Source organism: Virgibacillus necropolis, from assembly GCF_044793635.1.
Lineage (GTDB): Bacteria > Bacillota > Bacilli > Bacillales > Amphibacillaceae > Virgibacillus_F > Virgibacillus_F necropolis_A.
In genome coordinates this window covers 3,377,147-3,400,791 of the sequence record NZ_CP084992.1, presented here as the reverse complement: position 1 = coordinate 3,400,791, position 23,645 = coordinate 3,377,147, and the positions used below count along the sequence as shown (strand labels likewise).

23 protein-coding genes are annotated in these 23,645 nt (G+C 37.1%); 4 read left to right on the top strand and 19 right to left on the bottom strand.

Translation table 11 applies throughout. From position 1 onward, the window contains the following. Positions 1-124 precede the first annotated feature (124 nt). The 14 genes from LG329_RS16780 to LG329_RS16715 all read right to left on the bottom strand — a co-directional run bounded on the left by LG329_RS16780 (position 125) and on the right by LG329_RS16715 (position 12,766). Positions 125-1,579, bottom strand: coding sequence for a polysaccharide deacetylase family protein (locus tag LG329_RS16780; protein ID WP_404451978.1), 1,455 nt, complete (start codon positions 1,577-1,579; stop codon positions 125-127). A gap of 497 nt (positions 1,580-2,076) precedes the next feature. Further along, entirely contained in the window at positions 2,077-2,535 is a 459-nt protein-coding gene (locus LG329_RS16775; protein WP_404451977.1) for a GNAT family N-acetyltransferase, read from the bottom strand. Positions 2,536-2,712: 177 nt separating this feature from the next. Then, the gene (locus LG329_RS16770; protein ID WP_404451976.1) at positions 2,713-2,922 is read right to left on the bottom strand and encodes a hypothetical protein; all 210 of its coding nucleotides are present in this window, start codon (positions 2,920-2,922) and stop codon (positions 2,713-2,715) included. A gap of 225 nt (positions 2,923-3,147) precedes the next feature. Next, positions 3,148-3,696, bottom strand: a complete 549-nt coding sequence (locus LG329_RS16765) for a DUF420 domain-containing protein (RefSeq protein WP_404451975.1) — start codon at positions 3,694-3,696, stop codon at positions 3,148-3,150. Between the two features lie 254 nt (positions 3,697-3,950). After that, entirely contained in the window at positions 3,951-4,517 is a 567-nt protein-coding gene (cudC, locus tag LG329_RS16760) for a choline uptake/conversion transcriptional regulator CudC (RefSeq protein WP_404451974.1), read from the bottom strand. Positions 4,518-4,796: 279 nt separating this feature from the next. After that, positions 4,797-5,735, bottom strand: coding sequence for a glycine betaine ABC transporter substrate-binding protein (locus tag LG329_RS16755; protein WP_404451973.1), 939 nt, complete (start codon positions 5,733-5,735; stop codon positions 4,797-4,799). Positions 5,736-5,853: 118 nt separating this feature from the next. Further along, on the bottom strand, positions 5,854-7,332 hold the full coding sequence (betB, locus tag LG329_RS16750; RefSeq protein WP_404451972.1) for a betaine-aldehyde dehydrogenase: 1,479 nt from the start codon (positions 7,330-7,332) through the stop codon (positions 5,854-5,856). A gap of 429 nt (positions 7,333-7,761) precedes the next feature. Next, entirely contained in the window at positions 7,762-9,438 is a 1,677-nt protein-coding gene (gene betA / locus LG329_RS16745; protein ID WP_404451971.1) for a choline dehydrogenase, read from the bottom strand. 84 nt (positions 9,439-9,522) lie between these two features. Further along, positions 9,523-9,684 (bottom strand): hypothetical protein, encoded by a 162-nt coding sequence (locus LG329_RS16740; RefSeq protein WP_404451970.1) that lies wholly within the window; start codon positions 9,682-9,684, stop codon positions 9,523-9,525. 351 nt (positions 9,685-10,035) lie between these two features. Beyond that, a complete protein-coding gene (locus LG329_RS16735) occupies positions 10,036-10,212 on the bottom strand; it encodes a hypothetical protein (RefSeq protein ID WP_404451969.1) in 177 nt (58 codons plus the stop codon). 15 nt (positions 10,213-10,227) lie between these two features. Then, positions 10,228-11,490, bottom strand: coding sequence for a replicative DNA helicase (dnaB, locus tag LG329_RS16730; RefSeq protein ID WP_404451968.1), 1,263 nt, complete (start codon positions 11,488-11,490; stop codon positions 10,228-10,230). Then, positions 11,474-11,809, bottom strand: a complete 336-nt coding sequence (locus tag LG329_RS16725; protein ID WP_404451967.1) for a hypothetical protein — start codon at positions 11,807-11,809, stop codon at positions 11,474-11,476. Before LG329_RS16725 ends, dnaB begins: the two co-directional genes overlap by 17 nt. Then, the gene (locus LG329_RS16720) at positions 11,806-12,519 is read right to left on the bottom strand and encodes a DnaD domain-containing protein (RefSeq protein ID WP_404451965.1); all 714 of its coding nucleotides are present in this window, start codon (positions 12,517-12,519) and stop codon (positions 11,806-11,808) included. Before LG329_RS16720 ends, LG329_RS16725 begins: the two co-directional genes overlap by 4 nt. A gap of 61 nt (positions 12,520-12,580) precedes the next feature. Next, entirely contained in the window at positions 12,581-12,766 is a 186-nt protein-coding gene (locus LG329_RS16715; RefSeq protein ID WP_404451964.1) for a helix-turn-helix domain-containing protein, read from the bottom strand. Positions 12,767-13,028: 262 nt separating this feature from the next. Between LG329_RS16715 and LG329_RS16710 the strand changes: the two genes are divergently transcribed. Then, the gene (locus LG329_RS16710) at positions 13,029-13,442 is read left to right on the top strand and encodes a CHRD domain-containing protein (protein ID WP_404451963.1); all 414 of its coding nucleotides are present in this window, start codon (positions 13,029-13,031) and stop codon (positions 13,440-13,442) included. 504 nt (positions 13,443-13,946) lie between these two features. Here LG329_RS16710 and LG329_RS16705 read toward each other — a convergent pair. The 4 genes from LG329_RS16705 to LG329_RS16690 form a co-directional block, all read right to left on the bottom strand. After that, positions 13,947-14,939 carry a hypothetical protein gene (locus tag LG329_RS16705; RefSeq protein ID WP_404451962.1) on the bottom strand — a complete coding sequence of 331 codons (993 nt, stop codon included), beginning with the start codon at positions 14,937-14,939 and terminating at the stop codon, positions 13,947-13,949. 244 nt (positions 14,940-15,183) lie between these two features. Then, positions 15,184-16,641 carry a DUF2357 domain-containing protein gene (locus tag LG329_RS16700; protein WP_404451961.1) on the bottom strand — a complete coding sequence of 486 codons (1,458 nt, stop codon included), beginning with the start codon at positions 16,639-16,641 and terminating at the stop codon, positions 15,184-15,186. Between the two features lie 7 nt (positions 16,642-16,648). After that, positions 16,649-17,446, bottom strand: coding sequence for an McrB family protein (locus LG329_RS16695; protein ID WP_404451960.1), 798 nt, complete (start codon positions 17,444-17,446; stop codon positions 16,649-16,651). Between the two features lie 78 nt (positions 17,447-17,524). Then, on the bottom strand, positions 17,525-18,904 hold the full coding sequence (locus tag LG329_RS16690) for a hypothetical protein (RefSeq protein ID WP_404451959.1): 1,380 nt from the start codon (positions 18,902-18,904) through the stop codon (positions 17,525-17,527). A 443-nt stretch (positions 18,905-19,347) separates the two neighbouring features. Between LG329_RS16690 and LG329_RS16685 the strand changes: the two genes are divergently transcribed. Further along, positions 19,348-19,590 (top strand): helix-turn-helix domain-containing protein, encoded by a 243-nt coding sequence (locus tag LG329_RS16685; protein WP_404451958.1) that lies wholly within the window; start codon positions 19,348-19,350, stop codon positions 19,588-19,590. A gap of 72 nt (positions 19,591-19,662) precedes the next feature. Continuing rightward, positions 19,663-20,199 carry a sigma-70 family RNA polymerase sigma factor gene (locus LG329_RS16680; RefSeq protein WP_404451957.1) on the top strand — a complete coding sequence of 179 codons (537 nt, stop codon included), beginning with the start codon at positions 19,663-19,665 and terminating at the stop codon, positions 20,197-20,199. A gap of 146 nt (positions 20,200-20,345) precedes the next feature. On the opposite strand, the gene LG329_RS16675 is transcribed toward LG329_RS16680, so the two are convergent. Beyond that, positions 20,346-22,289, bottom strand: coding sequence for a DNA/RNA helicase domain-containing protein (locus tag LG329_RS16675; protein ID WP_404451956.1), 1,944 nt, complete (start codon positions 22,287-22,289; stop codon positions 20,346-20,348). Positions 22,290-22,451: 162 nt separating this feature from the next. Between LG329_RS16675 and LG329_RS16670 the strand changes: the two genes are divergently transcribed. After that, a complete protein-coding gene (locus LG329_RS16670; protein ID WP_404451955.1) occupies positions 22,452-23,621 on the top strand; it encodes a hypothetical protein in 1,170 nt (389 codons plus the stop codon). Positions 23,622-23,645 lie beyond the last annotated feature (24 nt).

Below are 23,645 nucleotides of genomic sequence, written 5' to 3'. Positions count from 1 at the left end.
GCGGTTTTTCATCGTTTTTTATGTGAAATCCAAGGAATTATGGCAACTCCAATACAGATTATAATCAGTACAGAACTAAGAATGAAATAGTACTTTTTCCTCTATTACTGCTGGACGCTCCTTCCTAACCTATTTTACCATAAAATGGCCCGGCCCCTTTTCCATCCCACAGTTCAAGCAGTTGTGAAACGGTTACCATCTGATAACCCTGCTTCTCCAGTGAGGTCAACAGTTGCGGCAATGCATCAGCGGTTGAAGGATGAATATCATGCAATAACACAATCGACCCTGGTGCAACGTTGGACATCACTTTTTCATTAACAGCTGCCGCATTTCGACTTTTCCAATCAAGTGAGTCAACAGACCACATAACCATTGGTACGCCCATCTGCTTGGCAACCTGCTTCACACTATCGTTCCACGCACCGTACGGCGGACGCAGTAATGTTGGTTTTTGTCCAGTAGCTTTCTCAATAATACGGCTGGACTTTTGCACTTCTCCTTTAATTTTATTTAACCCTAAAATGGATAAATCCTGGTGGTTCGTCGTATGGTTCCCAATTTCATGGCCTGCCTCTTCCACCTTATTGGCAAGGGAAGGGTAATACTCCACCTGACTTCCAAGCATGAAGAATGTTGCTTTGGCATCATGCTTTTTCAGTGTTTCCAAAATTCGTAGCGTCACATCAGGATGTGGACCATCATCAAAGGTCAACGCGACATATTTTCCATCCGGATCAAGTTTCACCTTGTCCTCTGAATGCTGTTCTTCTTCCTTACTGTTTTCTTTTTCAGGGATCTTCACATCTATTTTTTTTGCAAATTTTTCATTCAGATACGGTTTGATTTTCTCCATTGGAATTTTCGCTTTTATCGCACCCGCCGCACCTGCTGATATTTCATATTCATCAAAGTAAAATGTCACTTTATCTCGGCCGACAGACCACTTCCATTTATCAGGATCTTTTAAAGCTTCCTTGGCCAAATCATCAAAGATATAGAAGCTGATTTTCTGATTGCTGTGTAGTTCCTTCATAATAAGCTTTTGAATGTTTTTTATCGACTCTTCATTCAACTGAAAAACATCATCAAGTTGTAACAGTTTGTTTTGATTCAAATCAATGACAAATGATTTCATTTTTGTCATCCCGTTAGCCCCGCCTGTTATTTGATATGCCTCGAATTCGAGCGTATAGATTTTATCGGCTATTTTTTCCGTTTCTGCTTGTATATTTAAGTGCGCACGAAAATCATTTTCCTCAAGCATGTTTTTCGATTCTTTTATACTTGATGTAAATTCTTTTTTCTGTTTATCTACCCATTCATTAATGGATTTATTAATCTGTTCATTATCTGTATAAGGCTGACTTACTGATAATGTATAAAGGTCTGTTTCTTTGGTCTTCGTTTTGATGTTCAAACCTGGATAAACACTGGAATCTACAATTTTTTCATTCGGTTCATTTGGTTCAGGTGATTCCGCCAAAACCTTGGCAACGACTTGATTTATTCCAAAAATAATTCCAGCAAGCAGCAAGATAATAACAATCCAACCAGGTAATTTTATACGTCTAATCATGATAGCTCATTTCCTTTTAATTATTAGTTTAATAGAATACTATTTTATCACAAAATTGAGTTGTAAAACTAAAAAAGAACAGGTGACAAGAGGACTTTCGAAGATTCTTAGCGATGTAGAAAATGGGCACGTTCTTAATCCACAATCTGACCCTTATATACGAAACTGACGCCAATCCTTATTCAAGAATGGCGCCCGTTAACGGAAGAACATTTATTTCTACTAAACCCCGTTAATTCTAATAGCTCACTATAATTTTTTTGCAATAAAAAAACATTTCTGCAAAACTTTGGCATTCCATGCATTCTTTAAAGATTCAACAACATTTTGAATGACTCTGTTGTCCATTCGAATTACCTACATCTTTTTGATTTTCACAAATCTTGTCTTGCTATTTCTAATGCTCTTGATCCTGCATTATTAAATCACTTATGCCTTAATATGGCCCGTTTCAAGCACAAATCTTATTCATTAAATGCGCCCAATTCTGGAATAACCTATAATGACTTTTCCATTTTTATATTTGTTTCAACATATCCTAGTTGTTCATATAAACCCCTTGCCACTTTGTTATAACCAAAGACATGAAGTCCTATCATTTTCAATCCAATCTCCTTGGCTATGATTTCAACTTGCTTCATTGCTTGTTTTCCATAACCTTTGCCTTGATTGCCTTTCCAAATGTTAATGTCATAAATGAAACCCTTATTATCATCTTTTTTTGCTAGCCATACCATTCCAACTTTTAGGTCTCCATCAAGAATTGTAAATAAATAATTGTTATCGGTATTCGGCCCGTCTGGAAGTAAACGTTTGTGTTCCTCCGCTGCCTTACTATTTGCTCCCTCTTGCTTCCAATTTCCAGATTTAATTTGTTCGTTTGCAAAGTTCTCAATTGCATAATCTAGATATTGTCGAAATTCATCTGAATTCATTGTTTTTAATATTACTGTCATCGTTCTTCCCCCGTTCTGACTGTTATCAGCTATTCCATTAAATGCCCCGATTGCAGAAACAAATTTCATTGGCTGTAATCAAATGATTCTTTTATACATCTTACCTTTTTAAAAATAGCACAGTCCAATGTTGAACTGTGCTATCACTTTTTCCTATATTGTTTATTCGCTTTACGGTTAACGTGACGTCTTTGGTGGTTGGCACGCATCACATTTACGTTGATTATTATCTTTAAATTTCTTAAATGTTTTCTCAAATTCACTACCACATGCACATTTAAATAATAACTTTTGAGAAAAACCTTGATACTCCGTCGTTAGCAACTTGCTCTCCGAATTCTTCTCAACAAATTCTTTGATTTTACCGATTGTCCATCGTTTATTCATTCTCTTACACCTCCATATTTAATCGCTAGGCGGGGGCTTTTCTTGGCAGTTAAGAAAACATGCATCCTTTCTTACTGCATAAGTGCAACTAAGGATTTCGCCATTAAAGCTTGACGATAAGCCAAGTTTTCTAAGCATCCGTTCAATTATGGGAAAAAGCCGTAATTACCCTAAGTGTTCTATTATAACATGGGCTGGTACAAATTCAGTAAATAATACGACACACTAATAGTATGGTGAAATCATTAAATACACCAGTACACCCGTAAGGCTAACATACAGCCAGAGTGGCATCGTCCAACGTGCGATTTTCCGATGCTTTTCGACTTTCATATTCAGGCCTCGTCCAAGTGTGATCAGTGCAAGCGGCACAATCAATGCTGCCAGAACAATGTGGGTAATGAGTATAAAATAATAAATGTACATCAGGGTGCCATCTCCGCCGTAGCTTGTTGACTCAGCCATAGAATGGTACGTCAAATAAGAGATGAAAAACAAAAAGGTTGTTACAAATGCTGCAACTATAAATCTGCGGTGCAGTTTAATGTTTTTCTTTTTAATCATGATTAATGCGGTTAACAAAAAGAGAAAGGTGAAGCTGTTAAAGATAGCATTCAGCATCGGCAATACCGTTAATTCAATGCCCCATACCATGCCATCCGAACTTTTTGGCAACATATATGTACCTAAAATAACCCCTACAATAAATATAGATAGAACCCAAATTAGCGGATTGTAATTGCGCTGTTTGGGGTTGTGGAAGTCTTTACTCATTCGTTTTTTCACTCCTAGATTGAATGCCTTTCTGTTAGCATAAGAAAATTAGTCGGAAAGAGCAATCCAAAAGATGTGCGTTTTCTCTAAAAACGGAAAATGTCATGCTTTCGGCAAAAAATAGTCAAAATATCTTAATAGTATATAGGTATAACGCTAAAATAAAGTAGCAGTAAGGAAGTTCGATTAAAACCGCCACGTTGCGTGGGCACAATCCATACGTCGCTATACGGGCGCTTGCGCTTTTGTTCAAATCATTCCTTTGAATTTGGATTGTTCACCGGTAAAAAATCAAAAATTTCACCAGATTCGATTGAATCCACAAGTCGTTGAAGCCAATAACAATATTCCTTGTAATCTTTTAACTGTTCAAGGTCTTGTCTGGCTTTTTCTTTTAAATATTCTTCGGCTCCCTCATCTTCTAAGACCTCTTGAAGTTGAGATTCTGCCTGTTCAATAGCGACAAGATTTAACCCAGCTTCTCTATTCCATTTACTTCCGAAAAATTTACCAAAGTAATTGAAAAAGTTTTTCTCTGCCACGTAGTGATCCTTCCTTGAACCTTTTTGCCAAACTTTCCGGACAATATTGATATCCTGTAAACTGCGGACTGATGTGCTCATACTGGGTTTAGTCATTCCGAGCTCGTCCTTCATTTCATCAAGGGTCATCGGATGCTGTTTAAAGTACATTGAGGCATAAAGTCGACCAATTGACGGGGTTATACCATACAAATCCATCGTTTCGGCAATCGCGTTAATGACTTCTTTCTCGGCATTGTTAATTTTTGACTCAGCGGGCGATTGTTCTTTTTCGTCCATAGCCCTCACCCTTTCATTTCTCTTCATGTAGTGTAGATTTCTTGTCAGAATCATAGGAACCTAAAAAAACATTTGTAATTCTAATGTTTCCCACTTAACTTCATACAATGTTGTAATTCACCTTTTACTTTCAGTATATCATTACACCTTCTATTTTACTTTGTATGAAACAATTGTATTATAACTTCTTAAAAAAGGATAATACCATTTCTTAGGTCCGGCCCGTTCTAGAAGGAAAAACTAAGAAGCCCGCGGACTGCAGGCTTCTAGTTGTATAATTTATTTAGAGCTGTCTGATTCTTTTTTACTTCCTACCCATTTATTTATAAGGTCCTGGTTCTCTTTGACCCATTTTCTTGCACCTTCAATAGGTTCTTCTGCTTTATTTACATATGACATTAATGTACCAATCGACTGATCGTCCATTTGCCAATTTTTCATCCATTTAGCGACTTCCGGAAATTCTTTGTTAAACCCTTCCCGTGCAGCAAAGTGAATTTTCTCCACTTCACCATACGTTTTTTTCGGGTCTTTCAGGAATTTCAGGTCCATATTGGCAAATGCTCTGTGTGGCTTCCAAAGTGGAACGACGATTGGCTCCTTGTTGTCGATTGCCTCTTTTAAAGCACCTAACATTGCCGGTGTTGAACTTGGAACCAGTTCGTAATTCAAACCGTATTCCTTGATCATATCTTCCGTAACAAGCATTGTGCCTGCCCCTGATTCAAACCCGTTTATCTTACCTTCAAATTTTTCACGATACTTTTTCAAATCCGTGATACTGTCAACCTTTTTCATATATGACGGTACAACCAGCCCTACTTTTGCTTTGTCATACCATGTTGTTTCAGCGAAAAACACATCATCTTTATACTTTTCATAATACTGTTTATCCTGAACAGGCAACCATACTTCAAGCGTCACATCCAGTTCCTTTCCATCATTTTTTTCTAAAGCTTTCATAATGACGCCCATATTCAGGCTGTGGAATTTCACATCATACCCTCTGTTTTCCAAAATCACTTTCCACATGTTTGTTGCCGCAATGTTTTCGGCCCAATTAATTTGTGCCATATCTATCGTTTTTTCTTTCGATGATTTATTCCCAGATGATGATTCGGAGTTCTCATTATTATTGCTATTACCGCCACCACAGGCCGTCAATAACATTACCAGGATTATCCCAAGTATTAATAGCTTACTATTTTTGAAATTCATTGTTATATCCCCTTTTCAATATATATTAATTAGATGGATCGTTCGATAAAAAGTCAAAAATTTCCCCGGACCGTATACTCGTTGCCTTCAGTGACAAGACCACCACATTTTGATTACTTTAATTCTTTCCGAACCAGTTCATTGGCTGCGGGTCGATGTTATGGTAGATATGTTTGGTTTCTGTGTATTCTTCCAACCCTTTGGTACCCAGTTCATGCCCAATACCGGATTGTTTGTAACCACCCCAAGGCGCCTGTGCGAAGAAGACGTTGAAATCGTTAATCCATACCGTTCCCATACGCATCTGGGCCGCACAACGTTCTGCTTTTGCTATATCTTCGGTCCATACGCCTCCAGATAATCCATAGACCGAATCATTGGCCAGGTGGATTGCTTTTTCTTCCGTGGAGAATTTCTCTACAGTAATGACCGGTCCAAATCCCTCATGCTGGACAACATCCATATCTGTCGTACAATCTACCAGCACCGTTGGTAGATAGAAGAACCCGTCTTTAAGGGCTGCATCTTCCGGTTTCCCACCGCCAACAGCAAGCTTGGCACCTTCTTTCAAACCTGTTTCTACGTAGTTTGCTACTTTCTCGAGATGTTCAGCTGAAATAAGAGGGCCCATTTCGGTATTTTGATCAAATCCGCTACCGAGTTTAATATTGCGAACTCTCTTGACGAGCGCATCTACAAACTTATCATGGATGCTTTCTTCTACAATCAATCGAGCTCCAGCAGAACAAATCTGTCCTGCATGAAAGAAAACTCCGTTCATGGCTTGGTCTACAGCAGTTTCAAAGTCCGCATCCGCAAAAATGATGTTTGGATTTTTACCGCCTAGCTCGAGGGCTAGTTTCTTAACGTTGCTACTTGCGGCTTGCATAACTTTTTTACCAGTTTCAATTCCTCCGGTAAATGAAATAAGATCTACCGCAGTATTTTTGGATAATTCATCTCCAACAGAACTTCCTGCACCAAGCACCAAATTGGTTACTCCCGCAGGAATCCCTGCTTCTTCCATCAGCTCAAATACTTTGATTGTAGTCAGCGGAGTGATCTCGCTAGGTTTCATTACAAGGGTATTTCCAGCTGCAAGCGCTGGTGCAAGTTTCCAGGATGCCTGTAAAAGTGGATAATTCCATGGAGTAATTTGCGCACATACTCCAACAGGCTCCCGAACGATTTTGCTAATGGTATTTGGGATTGGGGAGTCGATCATTTCTCCTTTATTCTTCCCTGCTAAATCAGCATAATAATGAAAGACATCTGCAATGCCATCCATATCATCGCGACTTTCATCTACTGTTTTTCCCGTATCAAGCGATTCAAGACGAGCTAATTCTTCTTTATCTCTTTCAATCAATGAGGCAATTTTACGAACTAACTTCCCTCGCTCAGTAGCAAGAGTTCTAGACCATTCTCCTTTGTCAAAAGCCTCTCGCGCAGCTTGGATTGCCTGTTTGGCATCCTCCGCGTTTCCCTCTGCTACTTCGGCAATAATTTCTTGATTAAAGGGGTTTATGATTTCCCTAGTCTCATTGGAACTAGAAAGGACCCATTTCCCACCTATCAATTGTTTTTGAATATTCATTTTCCACTCTTCCTTTGTAAAAAAATATATTATTAACATTTATCCTTAGACTGCGATATAACAAAAATAATAAATTGCCCTGCGACCGCTACGGAAAAATCACTACGCTTTCCGCGGGCTTGCGCTGAGCCTCCTCGCGAGCAAAAACCGCTCACTGCGGGGTCTCATCACTTCGCTTTCCCGCAGGAGTCTCCGTGTTTTTCCTTCGCTAACATGGTGTCTGGAAGCAGTACTATATAGCCCCTTTCACTATTATGGCAGTTGATTGGAGCGGAGGACCGTTGACTCCTGCGGGAACAGCACGAGTCTGAAGACCCCGCAGCGGTGATCTTCCGCGAGGAGGCTGAAGCCGTGCCCGCGGAAAGCAACGGTCAGCAGCGGAAATCAACCAGCAGTTATGTCGCAATATTAGGTTTAAATTTACATTTGTTAATTAGTAACTTTTTCTTTGTTAGAACGATCGTGCTTATAATAATCTACGTACATAGGATCTAGTGGTTTGCGGCCACGGATTAAATCTGCTGCCCTTTCTGCTAACATGAGAACAGGTGCATGGATATTACCGTTTGTCACATACGGCATAGCAGAAGCATCCACAACGCTAACGTTGTCTAGACCATGAACTTTCATTGTGTTAGGGTCTACAACAGACATTGGATCAGAGGCATCTCCCATTTTTGCTGTTCCACATGGGTGAAGTGCTGTCTCTGCATCGTTAGCTACCCATTCTAAAATTTCCTCATCCGTTTGTACAGATGGGCCTGGAGAGATCTCACCAGAATTATATGGAGCTAAAGATGGTTGAGAAATGATTTCTCGTGTGATTTTTACTGCTTCTATCCATTCCGATCTATCTTGTTCAGTAGAAAGATAATTATAAACCATGCTTGGATGCTCAGAAGGGTCTTTTGATTTAATCTTTAAAGATCCACGTGCATCCGAGTACATTGGTCCGACATGTACTTGGAAACCATGTGCTGTGTCTGATTTTTTACCATCATATCGAACGGCAAGTGGAAGGAAATGATACATAATGTTTGGATAGTCAACATCTTCGTTAGAACGAATAAATCCTCCACCTTCAAAATGACTACTAGCTGCAGGACCCTTTCTTTTCATGTACCATTGCAAGCCAATCCAAGGCATTTTTAATTTATTCAAGCTAGGTTGTACGGAAACTGGTAATGGACAAGAATGTTGTATATACGCTTCCAGATGATCTTGTAGATTTTCGCCCACCCCTGGCAGGTTAATGATAGGATCAATACCAACTTCGCGTAGATGCTCCTCATTCCCAACGCCAGATAGTTGTAGTAATTGAGGAGTATTAATAGCCCCTCCTGCAAGGACAATTTCTTCCCCATATACTTGTTTTAAATGCTTCCCTCTTCGATACGTCACCCCAGTAGCTTTTGAACCATTAATGTTGATTTTCGTAACAAAAGCAAGCGTCTCGATATCCAGGTTATCTCGTTTTTTAGCTGGATCTAAATAGGCATTAGATGCAGATAGTCGTTTTCCTTTATAAATATGTCGATCGAATGGACCGAATCCTTCTTGTTTATAGCTATTGACATCAGGTGTACGTGAATAGCCAGCTTCAACACCTGCTTCAAAAAATGCATTAAATAATGGATTTACAGCTGGTCCTCTCGTTAATTTTACCGGCCCATCATGACCTCTTAATTCATCATTTGGGGAATCTATCGCATTCTCCAAGCGTTTAAAGTAAGGAAGGCAATGTGCGTAATCCCAAGATTCCATACCTGAATCTGCTCCCCAGCGCTCATAATCCATTGGGTTTCCACGTTGATAAATCATGCCATTAATAGAACTTGATCCACCTAGAACCTTACCGCGTGCATGAGCAATACGTCTTCCGTTCATATAAGGCTCAGGATCAGATTTATAACCCCAATCATATAAAGGATTTCCAGATGGGAACATTAAAGCTGCTGGCATGTTTATAAATGGATCCCACGGATAATCACTTCTTCCTGCTTCTAAAATCAAAACATTTTTTGATCCATCCTCACTTAAGCGACTTCCTAGTATGGATCCTGCACTGCCTCCACCAACAACAATATAATCATAGTGTTTTTTCATATTATTAAACCTCCATATCAACGTCATACAAATAAATAACTTGTATGACGTACCTTCTTTGATTTGTTTACTCGTAATTTGTGCCTATTGATTTTTTCTCCAATCTGACAAAACATTTTTCAGCTCATATGCTTTGTTTAATGCCTCTCCATCCACTGACTCGCAGATTGCTTTTCTAGAACGAGGAGAAAACAACAAAATAGATATAATCGTCACGATTCCCAATGTTACTATGTTTTTCTTCATAAAAATTCTCCTTTATTTCTGACATATCTTTCATTATGAAACGCTGTACATTCTAAAAATTATTGAACAATGTTCTATTTAAAAAAGATTAATTTTCAACTAAACATTTTCAACCGCAACTTCAGGATTAGTATTTTTATAAATGATGTTCAAATGAACCCCTTTATCACGTTGTTAATTTCGTTAAGAAAATATTTAACGTTTTGAATACATTAACGTTAGCATGTCTTATAAAAAATGTCAAAATAAGATATGAAACTATGTATTGAAGAAATGCGCCCTGTTATGGAGAGAATACGCAACTAAAATCATCCGTTTTTTTGATAAGAACATTTATAAAAAGTGTCTTTACTAAACCTCCGCGCACTCCCGCTGCGCATTCAGATACCCATCAAACGTATAAACTCCTTCCAACACATCATCCACTGAGCACTTCCAAGCCAACTTCTCCTGCAACTCACCCATCGATAGAATCACTCCACTTATTTCATACCAATCTCTCAACATCACAAACACCTTATTCTCCATCTAGCCCATCTCCTTCTACATGTTCCCAAACCGTCCGTGCTCCTTATGAAATGCCAGATTTACCGTTCCAGTAGGGCCATTTCGCTGCTTCGATATAATGACTTCCATACTAGTATTCTCTCTACTCTCCCGGCTATAATAATCATCCCGATAGAGAAATGAAATGACATCTGCATCTTGCTCGATATTTCCTGATTCTCTGAGGTCTGACATGATTGGACGTTTATCCTGACGTGACTCCACTCCCCTTGATAACTGGGAAAGTAAGACAATTGGAATATGTAACTCTACTGCGAGAATCTTCAACTCACGCGTTATTTCGCCGATTTCTAGATCACGTCGCACGTTCTTATTGGGTGGTGTCATCAGTTGTAGGTAATCAATGATAATCATATGATTTTCCCCCGGATTGTCACGCATCATTTTTCGGATGGTTGAACGAATAGCCGCGACCGTTCGCACTTGATCATAAAGGTGTAAGCTCCATTCGGAAATGGTACCAATTGCTCGAATCGCATGTGCATAATCTGTTTCCGAAAAAGCCATGTTACGCCATTTTTGACTGTCTATGTAACCTTCTGCTGAAACCATTCGCTGCAGAAGTTGCTTCGTTCCCATTTCCAAGCTAAAGATCAATGCGGATCCACCATTTCTAGCATGACCTGCTGCTAGATTTAGGGCAAATGCTGTTTTCCCAACAGATGGTCTAGCTGCAACAATAATCAATTCACCACGCTGCAATCCACCAGTCATATCGTCTAATTCATGAAAAGAGGTGCAGAATCCGGATTGTTCGGTTGTTGGAAAACACATCTCTTCGGTAATCTCGATTAAATGGTCATACGTCGTTTTGTCTTGTGTGACTATACCCACATCTCGGTAAGTCTCAAGGTGACCGATCAACGTGTCTAATCCTTCCTCTGTTGGATTATCAGCAAACTGAATGGCACTCATTTGCGCCATTCGATTTCGGTACGCATCGAAAATCAACTGTTCATGATGTTTCATACTTGCGGTACTAGCTACCGAACTTGCCATTTCAAGCAAATAAACCGTTCCACCGACCTGTGTAATAGCGTCCCCTAAATTAGTCGTCACTGTGACCAAATCAATCATTTGGCCAAGCTCCGCCACTTGTTTCATCGATCTAAAAATTTGCTGATGTCCCGCATGGTAAAAATGCTCTTCCTGTACGTCTAATTCGCTGAAAAGTGTACCATCCAGAAGCACCGACCCAAGTACCGATACTTCCGCTTCCATATTAGCGATCTGTGACATGAGTTTTGTCCTTTAATAGCTTAATCATTTGCTTGTGGAAATTTTGCTTAACTTCGTCTGGAACCTTTGCAGCTTCTGCACGCCAAACGCTTATTTTATCCAGGTGTTCATTGCTTTCAACTGGAAAGGCAGCAATTTCAGCAAGCGTTGGTGCATAGGGATGCGTCGCCACATAGTCTGATAGATTTTCCAATACCCGTGCGTAATCCATTTTCATGAGCTGCGGGGCCAGCATCTGACCTTTCCTTATCGACACCTCGTATTTCGGATAAAGCTCCCCAATTGTTTCTAATACAGTAATCGCTTCCTCGTAATTCATAATAATCCCGCCTCCGCCCGCAACTCATCAAACACCGATAACTTACCAACTGCCTGTTGTTTTCTGAATGGAATAGCACTCACTTTAGAAATCCGCTTCTGCCTTTCACAATCACGTAAAGCCTCCACCGTTTTAATATTAGCCGCTTGCCACTCTTGTAAAATTTTCTCCAAATAGCTGAATGTTCGACCGTCATGTTTGGATGTCAGCTTGATTGCTTCTAGCAACAGACCTTCCCCAATTATTTCAAACCAACTATGAAACTCATCCCTTGCAAGCGGACTTAGCTTTCCGATATTTTCTTCATAAATAGTTACAAGTTGTTCTTCCCGCGTTTCTTCCCTTCCTCTTACTTTACTTTCTTTTTGTTTATGTTTAAGTATGTTCCGGGATTGCTCCGAAGATTGTTCCGAGAATTGTTCCGTTGTATTAAAAAATGAAATAATTCCATATACTGGTGCCTTTCCCTTTTTGCCGTTTTCACATGTTATTAACTGATGTTCCATAAGCTGTTTTCGAGCCTCATTTATTTTTTGTACCGATAAGCCTGACAAATTACCCACCAGGGCATTCGGCGCATTAAATTGTTTTTTCCATCCCGTAGTATTATTAATCATCATCAACGTGTGCCATAAGAGTGTCGCGTTAGCCGAAAGTTCATTAACCTGTACCCAATCCTTAAATGCATTCAGTTCTTTAATATAATTCATTATCATTTCCCTTTCCGGTATGTAAGTAAAAAAAGAAGAGCACAACAAACCTACGTATCATCTAGATACGTAGGTTTGTGTACTCTTGATCCTGGATCCATAGGCTAATAGATTCTTTTGTAAACAAAATACGCGTTCCAATTTTCAGGTGCGGAATCTGCTTGGATTTCGCCATCGCATAAATGGTATCGGTATGAACCCCAAGATAATCCGCAACCTCTTTCACTGTCATTGTCTGCCGTTCCATGAAAAAAACCCCCTTCTACAAGATGAAAGTGAAATCTACCGGATTTTATCGGATAAAAACACTTTCTAAATCTATAATCGAAGGAAGTAGTGATTTGGTGTCATAAATGATGAAACTTTTTTAAAAAAATTTTTGATTACTGTTTAGGAATCTGTTTTTTAAGTATTTTTAATTCAGTGTTAACCACGTGACATCAGTACAAGCGAACCATTTTCTAAAAAATAAAATACACTATATGACAGAATAAGAATGGAGGATAAAAATGTATAATAACCAACTATTTGTTGCTAAGTTAAGAGGATCTGAAGAAGTCCCGCCTGTTCGCACGAATGCTGACGGCTTCGTGAAGTTTAAAGTAAGGAGGGATGAAAAAGAAATTAGATATCAATTAACCGTAAATAATCTCGCTAATTTTATTCAGGCGCATATTCATATTGGCCGAAGAGGAGTGAACGGTCCTGTTGTTGTCTTTCTATTCGGCCCAGCTGACCCTGATATCAGTGTTAAAAATGGAGTCGTAGAAGGTATCATTACCGAAAAAGATCTTGTCGGCCCCTTAAAGGGAAGATCGCTCTCCACCTTATTAGACCTTATGAAAGATGGAGAAACATATGTCAACGCACATACCGCGCAAAACCCTGACGGTGAAATCCGCGGGCAGATAATGCCTTATTGAAAAGAAATACGAGGATAAAAAATTCTATCAGTAATAAGTCAATATGCAATCAGGTTCTGGTTGCATTTTTTTGTGGGTGGTGAAATTTTTAATAGTAGGCATAATTAATTTATTAAGGCAAGTAGTTGCTCCAAAATTCCTGATAACATTCAACGACTCTGTGATGATAACTAATGATCCAGTATTTAACCGACATGTCTTTGTTCTCAACTTACACTCCTATCCTCAAAATTTGATCATTTCAAAGGTTTGATATGTTTCAGCATAGTAGCAAGGAGACATCTCAAACGATTTCGCTAGTTCATACATGGTGTAAGTAGAATAAAACCATCTCTCTTCTAGTAGTTAAAAACAGGTATTCCACCTATAAATTTCACTAGTGGGATGCCTGCTCTTTTCGTATTTAGTATAGCGTTTGAGTGCTTTTTTAGTTTGATGTATTTCTAACATATGTTCTGTTCACGAGCTCATCTAATAACTTCTAATTTATATTAAATAGTCAAATTACTCTTTTATTCCGCTTATATTATCCGACAAAAGCGATTCAACTGTATTAATTAAATCATCCTTAAACTTCATCATGCCTGTTCCTGTATTTTTATATAAAATCACTCTTCTATGTGCTATATCAAATGGAAACTTTCCATTATAATCATTTGCAAAGGAACCTTCTTCGCAGATAGTAATTACTTCCTTACCCAAAGTATGACAAATACCTAATTCATAGAAAACATTTGGATTCTTGTTAGTTATATCAGCAATCAAAAATTTAGATTTACACATGTAAGTCCAAATGTCTTCCATAATTTCATTAACTGTAAACAAATCGTTTGCTTTTAAGACCTGAATCGAAAACCTTTCATTCAGAGTTGGTGAAATTATTTGTTCAAAAATATCTATTCTGTCCTGATCAAAAGGTAACAATGCAAAACAGAGGTTTTTATCAATGCTTATATTTCTTGATTTAAAAATTGGTTCTATTACCAATGAATTTCTCCTCCTTAACACTTGTGCATTGTAATAATTGATTTGTTTGTCTATTTCCCCTAATAGGGGCTGAGGCACCTCTATACTAGAAGATGTTGAAGCATGATATTCTTCCAAAAATGGACCGCTTTCCTTTATTAACTGACAGTTAAAGTGTAAATATGCAGTGATTTTAACATCCAATTCCTCTTCTGCGATTTCTTTTAAGTCCTGTTCAATAGTCTCCTTTTGAAGTGTACTATTAGTTGAAATAATAGTATTAGAACTTATAAAAGCCTTATCAGTGGTGATTCCTAAACATATGTTATCTTCTTCATCTTTTCCAGTAATTACATTCATATATTTATTAAACTCACATTCTTTTCTAGTAATTAATCCTTTTGCTATATAATTTCTTTTTATAAAAAAAGTAATTATATCCAACAAAGAAATATATTGATTTAAGGATATACCATAGGCTTCTCCACTTTCGAAATATGATGAGAATTTTATATTATTATTTAATAACAAATAGATTCTCCTCCTTTAACAAAAAAAGTTATCAACAATTAAATAATGCGTGAAATATCCATATTAGATTCAAAATATAGGTCTTGTTTAGGGAAATTAATTCTAAAGACAGTTATATCCTTATCCAACAATCTGACCAGTTTGCTAAATAGAAAAACTTCATCTCCTATTAAATGGCCAAACTCTCGTTTACCATATTCATTTATGAATTTTCATACCTGTCAAAATAATTTCCCTCCTATATTTAAATAAACAACCCTTCTACCCACCTATTAAATTCCCCAATATCCCCACCAGGCGTGAAACAAAAAGTACCCATTTTATACTTCTGCTGGAACTCCCTATTATAATAGTCTTTTTCTTCCGGCATGATAGCTCTTTGTGGGGTAAGGATATACACCTCTTTGACCGCTTTTTGATCGGATTCTCTGTGTAAGATTCCATCCCTGTATTTATGCATTTCTCCAAGTGCCGTTGAAAGGTTTGTGGAAACACGGTATTTGGGATCAAGGACGTACAAAGATTCCCTATATTCAATCACAATATCTGGAATCATTCGCTGCGTGTAACTGTAATACGGCTTGGTGTTATTTTGAATTATCTTTTGATACGTGAGTGTTGCCCCATTTATCAGATGAATAACACTCTGTTTATTTTCACTCAAACTTAATAAATAATGGTCGTCTTGATAGGTGAAAATTTCTGCTGTATCTTGCAATAAATCCAATTCACGCAGCGACTTTACGATCTGCATGTAACACCATATTTCATATAATTCATAGGTGTCTTTTAAGGGCAATCGGTCTTTTATATCAAAGATAATATCCTTAAAGTTATACAAATCTTGGAACCATTGAAACCATAGTCGATACACTGGATGCTTACGGAAAACTTGTGTTGTCTTGATTGACCCAAAATGAGGTTTTACCTTATTTAAAAAGTCGGATTTTTTCCATCTGCTAACCCAATTTGAATATTGAATTGCTTTTTGCTTGATCACCGAATGATTTGACTTGCTGTAGTCCTGTAATAGTTTATGTAGCTCATTCAGTTGGGCCAATACTACTTGATTTTCATACACATTAAAGGTCTCTTCCACTCTTGTGGACTTCAGATGACTTGGCAGTCTGGACGGGGAACCGCCGTAGCTCTCCCCATACCTTTCCATCCAAGATAGTGTACTAGGAGTAATTAGTTTGATCCTCTCTCGCCTTACTATTTCCTCTTTCCTTTGCAAAACTCGTAACGGATGAGATTCTACTTTTCTAAAAATACTCCGCAACTGAGTAATATTGTTCTCAATATAGTTCCATTGCAACAGGGAACAATTCCTTGCAAATCCCGTTGCACTCACATCAACTTCTAGCCCACCTTGTTGAAAACAAATCATCGCCTCTTCGATTACTTCCTGTAGTAGTCTCTCATATTGCTGTAGAGTTACTTTTCGACCATCAGGATAAACATAGCATTCAACTTTACTATGTTGCTCACCCTTACAAATTTCAAATTGAATAATACCACTTTGAAAGGGTATCTCAATTACACCTTCCCATCCATCAGGTATTTTCGTCATAGAAAGCGGAACACTTTGCATTGTTAGCTGAATGGGCTCATCGGACTTGCAGTACCAACGATAAGATTTTGCCTCTTCTAAAAACATTTCCTCTAAGGGCACCCAACTTTGGATAGCTTGATCCCACACAAAAAAATTAACTCCAGAATTGTGCAGCACCATATCGGTCCAGTTCCTTTCTCATTCGAGTAATATGCTTTAGAGATTCTGAATCTTCTCCAAATCGAGCCAAAAACGTAGAATCTAGTTGAGACAGCAATTTGTCTATCCGTTCATCACCACGTATTTTCGGAAGGATTTTTTCACTTATTACACGATCCAAGCCAATCCATTTACCCATCCTGACTTCCTCAGGGAGCTGACTATTCTTATAAAGCTTGTGTAAAATCTCATTCATGGTTCGATAACCAAAGTGAAGTCCATACTCAGATAGTACTTCATGAAGCTTAAGCAAGAAATGCCATTCCGTTTCTACCTCATCTTTCATTTTTGTATCGAGAGTTTCCCAAAATGAATCAAAGTCTACATCAGATAACGTCATCACAAAGGAACGGTCGAGTACCTTATCAGAAATACTATGCGTTGTCTCGTCTGTATTAATTGTGCCAACTAAATAAAAATTATGTGGAATTTCGATTGTCTTTGGAACGTCTGAAACACCTTCAACATTATGAAGCTGAATCGGCTTAGTAGATTCAACCCCACTTAAATAATCACTTAAATAGTACTCCACCCTAGCAAGATTCATCTCATCAAGAACAACAAAGTGTGGCTTATCTCTCTCACTCGTGGCCTGTAATAGCATGTCAAGAAATTCTGTTTTCATATATTGCTTTTCAAAGGAACTATAATAACCAAATAAGGAGGTTCCATCTGTCCAATCCGGACGTACTGGTATGATTTTCAGATAAGGATGATCCTCATTGTAGTCCAAACCATAAACCGCATTAGCAAAGACTCGACAAAGCTGTGTTTTTCCAGTTCCGGATATTCCATTTAAAATAACAAAATGCTAATCATCAAGACTTGTTAAATTTAAGTAAAAGTCACGTATAATATCTAATGAAAACGTAAAGCCACTTTGTTCAACAAATTCCATAATATTAGCAAAGTCAAACGAACTGCTAAACGATTCTACTTCATCATCTTCACCGGGATCATTTTTATCAGGTACTTCCTGTATCTCTTTAGGAAACGTTATGAAGTTTCGAATATCTGCAAAAATGGCACTTGCAGTTATTAATCTTTCCTTAATCATTTCAACTGGTTCTGTAAAAGCATGGTTCTCTTTTTCATACGTTCCCACATAAAAAGCATCAGAGTCATTCAATCTAAACCCATGATTTCTCAATTCCTCAAGCGACTTTTCCTGGTACTGCCGATTCTCATTTTGTTCATTATACTTATCTCGGTGAAAAAATGACTTCTTATTGTACCATTCATATATATCATCACTATTTGCAATGTCACGTATATTCGAGTAGATCTGGCCTCTCTTATTCATGATTACTCCAATTACTTCTTTCGGTTCCCGGTAAATATATAGGAAATGTCCAGTTGAGATTAACTGATCATTGTCATAAATAGAAAAGGACTGTTTATATTCATTCGTTTTCACTTTTTTTAACGCTTCATCAGTGACCACCTGATAACTTTTTGAATACATAGTTATACTAAACGGGCCCGTATGCCGTTTGAACACATTTAAAAATTGTGTTGCTTCGCTATGAATCATTGCTTCTTTTTCCATGAGAAGTCGAACAGGCTCAAGCTTCTGATAAACAGCCCAAAGATCTTCTACTATTTCATCTACAGAAACAGTCGCCTCGTCAATGGGTTGAACTTTTCCAAAAGATATACTTGGCCTACGTTTATTCTTTATATAATCCTTAACAGTTTGAATAAACTCATCTTGGGCTATAACTGTCCGGTTATCCTCGTTGGTAAAAATCTCTAAACTAGAATCCATCCCTTGAATCATTTGCTTAAGCACGTGCACTTGTGAGCTTCTTGAATAGATCATAAAAGGGTAGAAATCTGACGTCATACAAAGTCTAATTTCTTTGAAGTGCAAATTAATTTCTATTCTTAAAATAACAATTGGTGTCTCATAATAATGCTCATTTATCAATTCTACAAAAGCTTTTTTTCCATAACTTTGTTTTCCATGTGCATATTTAGGGTTTTTCGAATCAGAAATAGTTGTTTTCAACGAACTTTCATATGTATGAACACGCAGCTGTTTTAAAGACGAATCTAACTCCCCAAATTTAGTAATAAAAGCATCCATCAACCGGCGAACCACAGGCTGGACTTCATCCAAAACCCGCTGACTTCTAACTGTCAAATCTTCTATGTTACTGATCTCAATTAAGTTATTTGTTTGTATCATTAGTTGACCTCCTCCACTCTATATTACAACAGCTTTAACTTCTGTTAGTTTAAATCTATAATTCCCGTTTATTCAAAGTTTCTACTGTTTTCTATCTGCATTTCAGGTGTTTTCCATTCCCTAGTCCATTAGGTTCCATATGAAATTTAATGCTCAAAATCTTAAACCATCTATATTGTATATATAATCTTCTAATAATTAAGACCTAATTATATTCTATCAGATATATAGTAGAAAAGTAGGGGAAATTGTAGAAATATGGTAAGTCATACAAATACACCAATAACCATAATTACCTGACACTATAGACAATACTCAACTGTCCAAGTGCCCGGTTTTTAATTTAAATAAAAATTAATTTTCTACTTTTACAAAACACAACATATATGTTGTGTACCTTTGTCCCCCTTGAAAGGATAATAATTCTGAAAAGGGGGATTCGTGTGGAGGATAAGCAGTTTCAACAACTGATAGGACAGCATCTAAGAAAATATCGAAAAGACAAGTCACTCACTATCGAAACACTAGCAGAGAGAATGAATATAAGTACGAATCACCTTGGTCGCATTGAACGTGGCGAAAATGATACAACACTTACTATATTTATAAAAATGGCTGCAATCTTAGATATTCCCAATGATTTTATTGAGGAAATTAAACAACTCTACAAAGAAAACCAAGCCTAATCCCGTCCCCAACCTTCTATACTGCACCTTCCAACACTTCCTCCTTTATCACACCCTAAAAGGAGTCATACCATGACAACACCATACACATTCGAAGAAATTTTCCAGCAAAACGAGCGACGTATTCATTACCAGATTCATAAACTGAACCTTCATGACCCACACCAGGAATACTTTCAGGAAGGTCTCTGTGCCATGTGGAATGCTTATGAAACCTACAATCCTGACAAAGGACCGCTATCTACCTATTTTAACTACACAATCCGCAACCGCCTTATTGATCTACTCCGCAAACAAAGCCGTTTCACAGAAAAAATTCAAACATATCTTCAAAAAAATACTACAGAAATAGCTGCAACTCCATCCTCAAGTCTGGACAATCCTACTTTATTGGACAACCCTTTATTTTGTAAACAAGTTAAATCCCAGTTAACAGCAAATCAATGGAAATGGCTTTATTATGCCGTGATTGAAGGTATGCCATTAAAGGATCTTGCCATTCAAGAAAATACCACCGTCGATACTGTGAAGGGCTGGTCAAAGCAGGTTCGGAAAAAGTTGAGGAATAGTGAAGTTCGGGAGCAGATCCTGGAGGCCTTGCAGGAATAAAAAGTAACTACGAAAAATAGAAATAGCCATAATGTACAAGTTTCAATCAACTTCCTGTACACTATGGCTTTTACTAATATAGGAGACGCCCCAAACATGTTGGCATGCACACAATGGTTAAGTAGTGCTAAGTTTATTGCAACAAATTAATATTCAACCTCATCCTCCGCAACTCTCAAATCCCTAGTAAAGAATTCAGAAGAAACGTATTGGCTACTTATATTCTCTAGCCTTTGTTTAAAATACTTCTCTAGTTCTTTATCAGTACAATAGATGAAACAACCTTTTTGCCCTCGAGTCATAAGGGTACGATAGGTGTTACGTATAATATCATCTGCAAGCTTTCCTGCGCGGTCGGGATCTTCTTTAAACATCTTTTTTATTCCTTTTAAGGATTGGTCACTTTTGGCTCGTTTAGTGTGATCAGTATTAACAGACTCGTTCCTATAAATTAAATCATCACCAATTATAACTCCGACATAATCAAATTCCAGCCCTTGGCACGTATGTATACATCCGGCCTCTTCCACCGAAGAGTCGTCAATTGCCCACGTATTTGTGTTATCGAGATTCCAACTTATACTAAAATCATATTCCGGAATGACAATGTCATGAGCTTCTGAATTTGGTCTGTCAGCTTTCTTCCACTCCCAGCAATAACCGGCAACTAATCTCGATTTATTATTCTCTCCATTTAATCGCTCAATTTCAGCCCGAAGTTCATTTGGATCTTCATAAACCCTAAAATCATAATCTTTTCCCATTGAATCAACATTTGCTGTTTCTCTTATCTTAAGAACATCATCAAGCCATGCTAGATAGCCGTCGGAACCATTGCACCTGAACTGCGATTCTAGTTTCATCTTATGGAGGGTCCCACCAGTTTCTTTTGTAAATTGTTCAATCAAATCCATATTCCCTATATCCTTCATTGTTACTTTTTGATGTTCATCAATAAAGAAAATGGTAGTTTTAGATGCATGAATAAGTTCTTTAATTTGATTTTCACCCAGGTTTTGAAATAATCCCGATTTCTCATTTAAACGGTGCGCCTCATCAACTACTAGTACATCAAACTCATCTTTGGGAGCATCCACATAGCTACCTGAACCTTTAAACAAGTTATCAATCTGGGTTTTCTTGTAATCCTGTTTTAATTTATTTGCGTAAACATTTCGTGGGGCAGAGTTTTTTGTTACATATTGTGTTACTAAACTTCTGGATGTAAGTTCTACTAATAGATTAACTGGTAATACTGATTTACCTGTACCTGGGCCACCTTCAACTACAAGAACTTGATTTGTATTCGTACGTACAGCATCACTTGCTAGTTGTAATGCATTTTCATAAACGACTTTCTGATCATCAATCATAATGAATTCCTGATTACCTTTTAACATTGCATTTAAAGTATCTTGCAGCGATTTGGATGGCCTTATTTTTCCTTTTTCTATTTTATATATGTTTTCCTTGTTATCACCGTATTTGATATGTCGTCTAATAAATTCTCTCAGCTTTCCCGCATTTCCTTTAGCAAAAACCGGTGCTTGGTCTATGTAGTAGGTATATACACTATCTGTTAGTGCATCTTCCTTATCATTTAAAATGTAGTTATGTAAATATGCACAAGGATATAAATTAATATTTTCATTTTGCACAGTTTCATTATAATCTTTAATCAGAGATGCATAAGACCATGCTTGGTAGGATGGGTGTGTGGTTTCAATTAGACCATTTCGCATCGGTGTTTTCACAATGGCTTCTTTACCAACAATCTTCTCTACCATGTCCCACTGTTTTAATTCAATGATCACAACAGAATCCTGATCAGACTGTTTCCCTGAAATCAGAAAATCAACTCTACGTGAAGTATATGGAATCTTAAATTCTATTGCCACACCAGCATCTTCTGGTATTTCACTATCCATAAGAACCCTATACATATATTGCATAGAGTTATCCCAAGACCTAACTTCAGCTTTGTTTACATTTCCAATTCTAGCTTTATAGTTGTTGATAATATTATTAGTTAACTCATCTCGAAAAACATCTTGTAGGAATTCTACTTTTGTGGCCTCGTATATAATCAATATAATACCCCCAGAATTTCTTCTTCTATTATTATTTATCTTTACAAATTTGTAAATGAAATTTAGTTAACTAAATTTAACCTAAATAGTGCTAATTGACAAAGTTATTAGAATATATCATACTATATCTAGTTATATTATACTACCAAGGAGCGGATGTTATTGAATAATCATATTTCTCAATTAAAGGTATTTGGCAACATAACAAACGAAAGAGTAAAGGTTGAAAAACTAAATTCTTTAATAAGAAAGGACCGTAAAATAGACCTTGAAATTTTAGACTCTTTCCCATTGAATACATTTGGTGAATCTACAGACGAAGTGTTGGTAGACGGATCGGACGACTTGTTAAAAGCCTTTGAGAAAATAAGCGACGTTAAAATGGATTTCACTGAAGCCCTAAAAGATATAGAATATGTTGGGCTCACAGATGAAAAGGAAATAATTTTAAGATTTAAAAATGAAGAATACGGTGAGCCGTTCAATGGTACAGGAATATATGATTTCACATATGATTTTTTAGATAGTCTCTTTGAAATGGGGAGGTTTTCTAAATTTTGCATTAAAAACTCTTATACAGACCTTCTTAATGATAACATTAGTAAGTTAATAGACGAATTACCTGAAACTAAAAGACAGTATAGATTTCTAAAAAAAGAAAATAAAATGTTACTCCGTGGTCTAACGTCAACCAGATACAATAACTATGATAATAACCTTGCACTTTACCTTACATTATACTCCTTGCATCATTATGCTAAAGAATATAACACTTCGATATGCTTGCAGGAAGCACATTTAACTGATTCAGAAATAAGTATTTTCTTTAAACAGAACGATCCCATTCGTATTGCTAATGTTGGTAACTTACACTTTGGTATGTATACCTCAAACAATGAAATTAGAGAAGGTACTTTTTCATTAGAACTTAGGTATACATTAGAAGATAAAAATGGTAAGTCATTCAGTGGTTTAAGTGATAGTGTTTTTCAAATCAATCATAGCAATGGTATTGAAAATATTAGTAGAAAATTAAGCAACACTACAAAAATAAGGGAAATTCGCGAAATCACTATGAACTTAATAAAAAATGTAAAACTCTCTACCTCGCTAACCGATGATTCTATCTATTTTATTTTTCAGAAGGTTTTAAATTCTACTCAAAAGCTTGGTTCAGAAACCAGATCAAAGGCTAGAGAAATAAAAGAAAGAATTGATAACACAATGACAATAGTTGAAGCTTTTGACAAGTTAAAAGATATAAGTACAAACATAGATGAAAGAATACATCTTGAAAGATTGTATAATGAAATTTTAAAAGAGTTGAACTAAACGCTTGTTTATTAAGAATGAGAG

Excerpts from the sequence above, each read along its gene's own strand:
- LG329_RS16780 (WP_404451978.1), bottom strand. The coding sequence starts at position 1,579 with ATGATTAGACGTATAAAATTACCTGGTTGGATTGTTATTATCTTGCTG.
- LG329_RS16775 (WP_404451977.1), bottom strand. The coding sequence starts at position 2,535 with ATGACAGTAATATTAAAAACAATGAATTCAGATGAATTTCGACAATAT.
- LG329_RS16770 (WP_404451976.1), bottom strand. The coding sequence starts at position 2,922 with ATGAATAAACGATGGACAATCGGTAAAATCAAAGAATTTGTTGAGAAG.
- LG329_RS16765 (WP_404451975.1), bottom strand. The coding sequence starts at position 3,696 with ATGAGTAAAGACTTCCACAACCCCAAACAGCGCAATTACAATCCGCTA.
- cudC (WP_404451974.1), bottom strand. The coding sequence starts at position 4,517 with ATGGACGAAAAAGAACAATCGCCCGCTGAGTCAAAAATTAACAATGCC.
- LG329_RS16755 (WP_404451973.1), bottom strand. The coding sequence starts at position 5,735 with ATGAATTTCAAAAATAGTAAGCTATTAATACTTGGGATAATCCTGGTA.
- betB (WP_404451972.1), bottom strand. The coding sequence starts at position 7,332 with ATGAATATTCAAAAACAATTGATAGGTGGGAAATGGGTCCTTTCTAGT.
- betA (WP_404451971.1), bottom strand. The coding sequence starts at position 9,438 with ATGAAAAAACACTATGATTATATTGTTGTTGGTGGAGGCAGTGCAGGA.
- LG329_RS16740 (WP_404451970.1), bottom strand. The coding sequence starts at position 9,684 with ATGAAGAAAAACATAGTAACATTGGGAATCGTGACGATTATATCTATT.
- LG329_RS16735 (WP_404451969.1), bottom strand. The coding sequence starts at position 10,212 with ATGGAGAATAAGGTGTTTGTGATGTTGAGAGATTGGTATGAAATAAGT.
- dnaB (WP_404451968.1), bottom strand. The coding sequence starts at position 11,490 with ATGTCACAGATCGCTAATATGGAAGCGGAAGTATCGGTACTTGGGTCG.
- LG329_RS16725 (WP_404451967.1), bottom strand. The coding sequence starts at position 11,809 with ATGAATTACGAGGAAGCGATTACTGTATTAGAAACAATTGGGGAGCTT.
- LG329_RS16720 (WP_404451965.1), bottom strand. The coding sequence starts at position 12,519 with ATGAATTATATTAAAGAACTGAATGCATTTAAGGATTGGGTACAGGTT.
- LG329_RS16715 (WP_404451964.1), bottom strand. The coding sequence starts at position 12,766 with ATGGAACGGCAGACAATGACAGTGAAAGAGGTTGCGGATTATCTTGGG.
- LG329_RS16710 (WP_404451963.1), top strand. The coding sequence starts at position 13,029 with ATGTATAATAACCAACTATTTGTTGCTAAGTTAAGAGGATCTGAAGAA.
- LG329_RS16690 (WP_404451959.1), bottom strand. The coding sequence starts at position 18,904 with ATGATACAAACAAATAACTTAATTGAGATCAGTAACATAGAAGATTTG.
- LG329_RS16680 (WP_404451957.1), top strand. The coding sequence starts at position 19,663 with ATGACAACACCATACACATTCGAAGAAATTTTCCAGCAAAACGAGCGA.